We start from the raw sequence: 6,915 nt of genomic DNA, 5'->3' as shown, positions 1-6,915 counted from the left end.
CCACAGGCCCCCGATGGACCCGGGGCCCCACACCCCGCCTGGACCCCCCGGGCGTGACGCCCCCCCCCCCGCGGGGGGGCCGGGGCCCCCGCCGCGGCCGCACGGCGGCACCGGGCGTGCCCGGCTCCACGGGGGCGGACGGGAACGTGACGACCGGCCCTACGGCTCCCGGCCCGCCGGCCGGTCCTCCAGCAGGACCTCCAGCGGGCCCTCGCCCGACTCCCGCCAGAACTCCTCGGCCTCCCCCAGGATGTCCTCGAACGTCTCCCAGTCGACCGGCCGCTCCCGCGCGTACGCCCGCCACGAGGTGACCGCCAGCAGCCGCCCGGGGGCCGGCGCCAGCCACGACAGGTCGACCAGGCAGTCCGCCAGCGCGTCCCAGTTCCGGCCGAACCACTGCGGCAGGCCGAGCGCGCCCGCGCAGCGGTCCAGCAGAGCGTCCTTGCTGTGTACGCCGGCCAGGTCGAGCCGTACGGTCGTCCAGCCCGCCTCGGCGGCGGCGGCCAGGGCCGGGGCGAGCGGCTGCGGGTCGAGGCTCATCGGAGGACCGCCTTGAAGGAGTCGTAGTGGTCGTCCGTGTAGTAGAACTCCCCGCCCCCGCCCGTCACGATCCGGCGCGCCCCACGGTCCCGCTCGCCGGGGGTGGGAACCGTGAACTCGTGGTAGTAGCCGCGTTTCTGGCGGGGCAGCAGCTTCTCGAAGTTCCCGAAGACCGCGCCGTCCTGCCGGTACGGGTAGGGCCCGCCCTTGTCGATGAGCGCGAGCGTGTCCCGGGCCTGGCGCGGCAGGTCCGACGCCCGGACGGTGGCCATCCCCTCGGCCCAGTCGGGCGTCCGTACGGCTGAGACCCCGGGCGCCGACGCGGCGCCCTGCCCGCCCCCGCACCCGGCCGCACCCACCAGGGCGACGCACAGGAACACCGCCCCCAGCACGCGCAGCAGCGTGCGCGGCACACTCCGGAAGATCATGCGCCGATAGTGCCAAACAACTCATTCCGCCGCGAACCGCCACCACACGGCCGGCACACCCGGACGGGAGGCGGAGAGGGGGCGGAGAGGAAGCGGACAGGACGCGGACAGGACCGGAGCGGGACCGGAGCGGGACCGGGGCCTCTGCCTCCCGGGACAGCCCCACGGCCGGCGTGGGAGCAACGCGCCCCCCGCGCCGCCGGGCGGGCCCGGGCCGCGGGCCGGCCCGGGCATCGGCGATGCTCGCCCCCGGGCAGGCCCCTCAGTCGTCCGGGTCGGCGCGCTCCAGCGCCGGGCGGAGCGGCGGGGCCGATTCGGTCAGGAGGTATTCCGCCGCCGCGGTGTCCGTGACCAGGCTGGTCACCAGGCCGGAGCGGAGCACCGCGCCGATCGCCGAAGCCTTGCGCAGTCCGCCCGCGATCGCCACGACCTCCGGGATCCGCCGCAGCCGGTCGGCCTCGACCGTGATGCAGCGCTCGCCGAGGTCCCGGCCGACCCGCCGGCCCTCCGCGTCGAACAGGTGCGCCGACATCTCCGCCGCGACGCCGAGCGAGGCGTAGTGCGCCCGCTCCTCGTCGGTCAGCATGTCGTGCACGGTCGAGATGCCCGGCTCCCAGGAGCCGATCGACACGGCCGCGACCGTGACCTTGTCGAAGTACTCGAAGGCCCGTGCGATGCCCGTCTGGCTGCGCAGTGCCGCCGCCGTCGCCGGATCGGGCAGCAGCATCGGCGCGTAGATGGGGTGCGCGTCCCCGCCGGAGACCTGGGCGGCCCGGCGTACGGCCTCGACGGACCCGCGCTCGGCGGTCCCCGCGTCGTACACGCCGGTCAGCTGGACCACCGTGCACTGCGGCAGGCGGTGCAGCGCGGCCGCCATGTGGATGGTCGACCGGCCCCAGGCCAGGCCCAGCACATCGCCCTCGTTGACGAGTTCGCCCAGCAGATCGGCCGCGACCGCACCGAGGTTCTCCGGGTCCGGGGCGTCCTCGGCCGCATCGGCCGGGGACTCCACGACCACCGCGTGCCGCAGGCCGTAGCGGGCGCGCAGCGCGTCGGAGCGCTCCGCGTCCAGCTCGGCCGGCACCCGGATCTCGATGCGTACGAGGTCCCGCTCCAGGGCGGTCTCCAGGACCCGGGCCACCTTGAAGCGGCTCACGCCGAACTCCTCGGCGATCTGGATCTTGGATTTGCCCTCGAGGTAGAAGCGGCGGGCCATGGCCGCCGCCTGCACCAGCTCCGCGGGTCCCATCCGCAGGGCTGACCGTCCCGCCGACATTGCCGACACCGCGTTCTCCTCACTGCTGTTCACACTCTCGTGTTCACACTCTCGACTCGCCGTTCATCCTGTCAGATCCGGCGGCCGTTGATCAGCCTGGACGGCTTCGCTCCCCTCGCTGTTCACCGAGGCTTCGCGTTGCGCGTCCCGTGCGCCTCAGTGGTCGCAGGCCCACGGCGCGACGGAGATCGCCGCGTCCGCCTGTTCGCGCAGTGTGCGGACCGCGGCGGCCGGGTCCACGGCCCCGTAGACGGCGCTTCCGGCGACGAACACGTCGGCACCGGCCTCGGCACACCGTTCGATGGTGGAGGCCGAGACCCCACCGTCCACCTGGAGCCACAGCTCCAGCCCGTGCTTGGCGATCAGCTCGCGGGTGCGGCGGATCTTGGGCAGCATCACGTCGAGGAACTGCTGACCGCCGAAGCCGGGCTCGACCGTCATGATCAGCAGCATGTCCAGCTCGGGGAGGATGTCCTCGAACTGCTCGATCGGCGTCGCCGGCTTGAGCGCCATGGCGGCCCGCGCCCCGAGCGCGCGGATCTCCCGGGCCAACCGCACGGGCGCGCCCGCGGCCTCGGCGTGGAAGGTGACCGACCCGGCGCCGGCCTCGACGTACTGGGGGGCCCAGCGGTCCGGGTCCTGGATCATCAGATGCAGGTCCAGCGGGATGTCCGTGGCCCGGCTGAGGGACTCCACGACGGGGACGCCCAGGGTCAGGTTCGGGACGAAGTGGTTGTCCATGACGTCGACATGCAGCCAGTCGGCGCCCTCGACGGCCCTCGCCTCGTCGGCGAGGCGGGCGAAGTCCGCGGACAGGATGCTGGGATTGATCTGAACGGCCATGACCCAAGCCTGCCATGCCTCCGGCTGCTTTCAGCCTCCACCCCGGAACTGGACGAGCCGGGTCCGGCGGGTCGGCGCCTCCGGAGCGACGCCGTAGCAACACTGAACGGATCACGGAGAACGTTTCACTTGCGCTGAAGAGGGAGGGGGCGGCCCGCTGCCCCCTCCCCTCGGGCCGGAGCCCCGCGTCCCGTCAGCCGGTCCGGCGCAGCAGCGCCAGGTACATGGCGTCCGTGCCGTGCAGGTGCGGCCACAGCTGGATGTCGGGGCCCTCGCCGAGCGCGGGCACGCCCGGCAGGTACGGGCGGGCGTCGACGAGTTCGGCCTCGACCGGTGCGCCTCCCCGGCCGCGCAGCACGTCGTCCACGACGACCCGGGTCTCGGCCAGGTGCGGGGAGCAGGTGGCATAGCCCACGACGCCGCCCACCCGGACCGCGGACAGCGCCTCCCGCAGCAGCGCGCGCTGCAGCGGGGCGAAGCCGTCCAGGTCCTCGGGACGGCGGCGCCAGCGCGCCTCCGGGCGGCGGCGCAGCGCGCCGAGCCCCGTGCAGGGGACGTCCATCAGGACCCGGTCGAAGGAGCCCGGCCGCCACGGCGGACGGGTCCCGTCGGCGGCGATGACCTGGTAGGGGCTGGGGTTGCCGGTGAGCGCGCGCTCCACCAGGCGGGCCCGGTGCGGCTGCTTCTCGGAGGCCAGCAGGAAGGCGCCCCGCTGCGCGGCCAGCGCGCCGAGCAGCGCCGCCTTGCCGCCGGGGCCCGCGCAGCCGTCCAGCCAGCGCTCGTCCCGGCCCTCGACGGGGGCGGCCGCCAGCGCCATCGCGACCAGCTGGCTGCCCTCGTCCTGGACGCCCGCCCGGCCCTCCCGGACGGCCTCGATCGCCCCGGGCTCGCCGCCCTCCGCGAGCCGGACGGCGTACGGCGACCAGCGTCCCGGCAGGACGGAGTCCGCACCGACGGCGTCGACCAGCTCCTGCGTGGTGGCGCGGCCCGGCCGGGCGACCAGCGTCACCTCGGGCCGCTCGTTGTCGGCCTCCAGCAGGTCCTCGATGCCGGCCCGGCCGCCGCCCAGGGAGTCCCACAGGGCGGAGACGACCCAGCGCGGGTGGGAGTGGACCACGGCCAGGTGGTCCTCGGGGTCCTTGTCGTACGGCGGCGCCACCAGCTCCAGCCAGCCGTCCAGGTCGTGCGCGGCGATCTTGCGCAGCACCGCGTTCACGAACTTGGCACGGCCGTCGCCCAGCACCACCCGGGCCAGCTCCACGCTCGCGGACACCGCCGCGTGGGCCGGGATGCGGGTGCCCAGCAGCTGGTGGGCGCCGAGCGACAGCACGTCGAGCACCGGCGGGTCGACCTCGCGCAGCGGCCGGTCGATACAGGCGGAGATGATCGCGTCGTACGTCCCCTGGCGCCGCAGCGTCCCGTAGACCAGCTCGGTGGCGAGGGCCGCGTCACGCGCCTGGAAGTTCTCGTCCTGGCGGGCCTTGCGCAGCAGCGGGGGCAGGACGAGGTTGGCGTACGCGTCGCGCTCGTCCACCGCCCGCAGCGCCTCGAAGGCGAGGATCCGGACCGGGTCCTTCTTCGGGCGGCGGTACGGCTTGGCGGGCTTGCCGCCGCTGGCGGGACGACGACGGGGCTGTTCGCTCACGTGGAAGGTGCTCCGGGAGTATCGGATCGAGCAGGGGCTGACGGCGGACCGCGGCGGCGGGTGCGCCTGCGCGGCCCGCGGTGGCACGGACGCCACCTGCTCAGCCTACGTCGCTCCCGCTGGTGCCGTGGCCGGAGAGGTTTGCCGGTCCGCGGCGTCCGGTGCATGGGGTCTCCCCAGGCCCGCAGGGCCTAGGGCCTGCCGTCAAATTCCCGTCTGCCCCGCGACGCTCCCCCAGCTACCGCTGGGAGGTGCCCCCAGGCACGCACTCTCGCCGCACCGGACGAAACCCCAAGTACGTCCAGTACGAGGGCTTCCGCCCGGCACGCCGAGAGCACGCACCAGACGCCGCGGGGCCGCCCTTCGGGCGACGACGGGAATTTGACGGCAGGCCCTAGGGGACGCCTCGCAAGGCGGCGGGCCGCAGCTCGTACTCACCCGTACTCGCGCCGTCCGGCAACGCAGCGAGGTGCGGTGCTGGGCGCCGTGGGGCGGTGAGCCTTTCCGGTCACGGCCCCAGCCGCTCACCGGGAGCGATGCGCACCCCGCGGGCCCAGTCGGCCCCGCGCATCGGCTTCTTGCCCTGCGGCTGGACCCACAGCAGCTCCACGGCGTGCGAGCCGGTGCCGACGTGGACGGAGTTCTTGGAGACGGCCAGCTCGCCGGGCGCCAGGTCGGTACGGTCGCCCGCCAGGCCCACGGAGACCAGCTTGAGCCGCTCGCCGCGGAAGACGGTCCAGGCGCCCGGGGCCGGATGGCAGCCGCGCACCACGCGGTCGGCGCGCAGCGCGGGAGCCGTCCAGTCCACCCGGGCGTCCTCGACGGTGATCTTCGGCGCGAGGGAGACGCCCTCGGCCGGCTGCGGCACGGCCCGCAGGGTGCCGTCCTCGATGCCGTCCATGGTGGCGGCCAGCAGTCCGGCGCCCGCGAAGGCGAGCCGGGTGAGCAGGTCGCCGCTGGTGTCGGTTGGGCGGACCTCCTCGGTCAGCACGCCGAAGACCGGACCGGAGTCGAGCCCCTCCTCGATCCGGAAGGTCGAGGCCCCGGTGACGGTGTCGCCGGCCATCAGGGAGTGCTGCACGGGCGCGGCCCCGCGCCAGGCGGGCAGCAGCGAGAAGTGCAGGTTGACCCAGCCGTGGCGGGGGATGTCGAGGGCGCTCTTGGGCAGGATGGCCCCGTAGGCCACGACCGGGCAGCAGTCCGGGGCGATCTCGCGCAGCCGGGCCTGGAAGTCCTCGTCGCGCGGCCGGGCCGGCTTGAGCACCTCGATGCCGGCCTCCTCGGCGCGCTGGGCCACCGGGCTGGCGACCAGCCGCCGGCCGCGGCCGGCCGGGGCGTCGGGCCGGGTGACGACGGCGGCGACCTCGTGCCGCCCGGAGGCGATCAGGGCGTCCAGGGCGGGCACGGCGACCTCGGGGGTGCCTGCGAAGACGAGCTTCACTGCGGTCCTACCTCGCTATCTCGGCTGTCAGCAGCGCACCAGTCTACGAGCCGCGGCTGCGGGGGGCGTACGCATATCCACGCGCCTCTCGTCATATGCCGACACGCCGGGGGAGCGTGACTCCTCGCCAGATGGCGCGTTGGTCAAGAGAGATTGACCGAAACGGGCCGCGTTTGATCGGTGTGTGCGGCCCGATCCGCTCACCAGAACCGGTTCGAGAGGCTTCTTCATGGCCGACCACGCCACCCACGACGCCCAAGCGCGTGCCAGCCTGCACCTCCTGGTGCGGGACATCGAGCGGGTCCGCCGACAGGTGGATGCTCTGCGTACGCTCACCGCCCAGCTCGGCAACGTGTACCGCCCGCGTCGCTCCGGTCCCTCCACAGGGTTCGTCGTCTACGGCCGAGCTCCCGCCCCCACGGTCCGCCTCGCCCAGGAGCTGCGGGACAGCGTCGAGACGCTGGTCACCGCCGCGGTGGACTTCGACCGTTCGCTGGGCTTCTCGTGGGACGCGGTCGGCTCCGCGCTCGGTGTCACCAAGCAGGCCGTGCACCGGCGGTACGGTGCGCGGCGTGCCCAGGCCGCGGAGGCGGCGGAGCCGCTCGCCGAGGGGACGGCCACCCGGACCCTGGGCGTGCCCACCGTCCCCGCCGCTCGTTCCGTGCCGCCGCAGCCGTTGCGCGAGGAGTCCGCGCGTCCGGCGGCCTTCCCGGGGCCGCGGGGCGGCTGACCGGCCGACGGC

Annotated in this window: 7 protein-coding genes; 1 reads left to right on the top strand and 6 read right to left on the bottom strand. The window is 74.8% G+C overall.

All coding sequences use genetic code 11. The annotated features are described in order from the left end of the window. Positions 1-159 precede the first annotated feature (159 nt). The 6 genes from GPJ59_RS31470 to fmt form a co-directional block, all read right to left on the bottom strand. The gene (locus GPJ59_RS31470) at positions 160-540 is read right to left on the bottom strand and encodes a barstar family protein (protein ID WP_219671326.1); all 381 of its coding nucleotides are present in this window, start codon (positions 538-540) and stop codon (positions 160-162) included. After that, positions 537-968, bottom strand: a complete 432-nt coding sequence (locus tag GPJ59_RS31465) for a ribonuclease domain-containing protein (protein WP_219671325.1) — start codon at positions 966-968, stop codon at positions 537-539. Before GPJ59_RS31465 ends, GPJ59_RS31470 begins: the two co-directional genes overlap by 4 nt. A 262-nt stretch (positions 969-1,230) precedes the next feature. Continuing rightward, positions 1,231-2,244, bottom strand: a complete 1,014-nt coding sequence (locus GPJ59_RS31460) for a sugar-binding transcriptional regulator (RefSeq protein ID WP_219671327.1) — start codon at positions 2,242-2,244, stop codon at positions 1,231-1,233. Between the two features lie 156 nt (positions 2,245-2,400). After that, complete coding sequence (gene rpe, locus GPJ59_RS31455) at positions 2,401-3,087, bottom strand: ribulose-phosphate 3-epimerase (RefSeq protein ID WP_219671324.1); 687 nt, start codon at positions 3,085-3,087, stop codon at positions 2,401-2,403. Positions 3,088-3,280: 193 nt separating this feature from the next. Beyond that, positions 3,281-4,732, bottom strand: coding sequence for an RsmB/NOP family class I SAM-dependent RNA methyltransferase (locus GPJ59_RS31450; RefSeq protein ID WP_219671323.1), 1,452 nt, complete (start codon positions 4,730-4,732; stop codon positions 3,281-3,283). Between the two features lie 508 nt (positions 4,733-5,240). Next, complete coding sequence (gene fmt / locus GPJ59_RS31445; protein ID WP_219671322.1) at positions 5,241-6,173, bottom strand: methionyl-tRNA formyltransferase; 933 nt, start codon at positions 6,171-6,173, stop codon at positions 5,241-5,243. 229 nt (positions 6,174-6,402) lie between these two features. On the opposite strand from fmt, the gene GPJ59_RS31440 reads away from it, so the two are divergent. After that, positions 6,403-6,903, top strand: a complete 501-nt coding sequence (locus GPJ59_RS31440) for a hypothetical protein (protein ID WP_219671321.1) — start codon at positions 6,403-6,405, stop codon at positions 6,901-6,903. Positions 6,904-6,915: the final 12 nt, after the last annotated feature.

Source organism: Streptomyces bambusae, assembly GCF_019400985.1.
Taxonomy (GTDB): Bacteria; Actinomycetota; Actinomycetes; order Streptomycetales; family Streptomycetaceae; genus Streptomyces; species Streptomyces bambusae_A.
Note: the sequence above shows the minus strand (reverse complement) of the source record. Positions and strands in the feature narration are given on the sequence as shown.

Coding starts and splice junctions, on each gene's coding strand:
- GPJ59_RS31465 (WP_219671325.1), bottom strand. CDS start 968: ATGATCTTCCGGAGTGTGCCGCGCACGCTGCTGCGCGTGCTGGGGGCG.
- GPJ59_RS31460 (WP_219671327.1), bottom strand. CDS start 2,244: ATGTCGGCGGGACGGTCAGCCCTGCGGATGGGACCCGCGGAGCTGGTG.
- GPJ59_RS31440 (WP_219671321.1), top strand. CDS start 6,403: ATGGCCGACCACGCCACCCACGACGCCCAAGCGCGTGCCAGCCTGCAC.
- rpe (WP_219671324.1), bottom strand. CDS start 3,087: ATGGCCGTTCAGATCAATCCCAGCATCCTGTCCGCGGACTTCGCCCGC.
- GPJ59_RS31470 (WP_219671326.1), bottom strand. CDS start 540: ATGAGCCTCGACCCGCAGCCGCTCGCCCCGGCCCTGGCCGCCGCCGCC.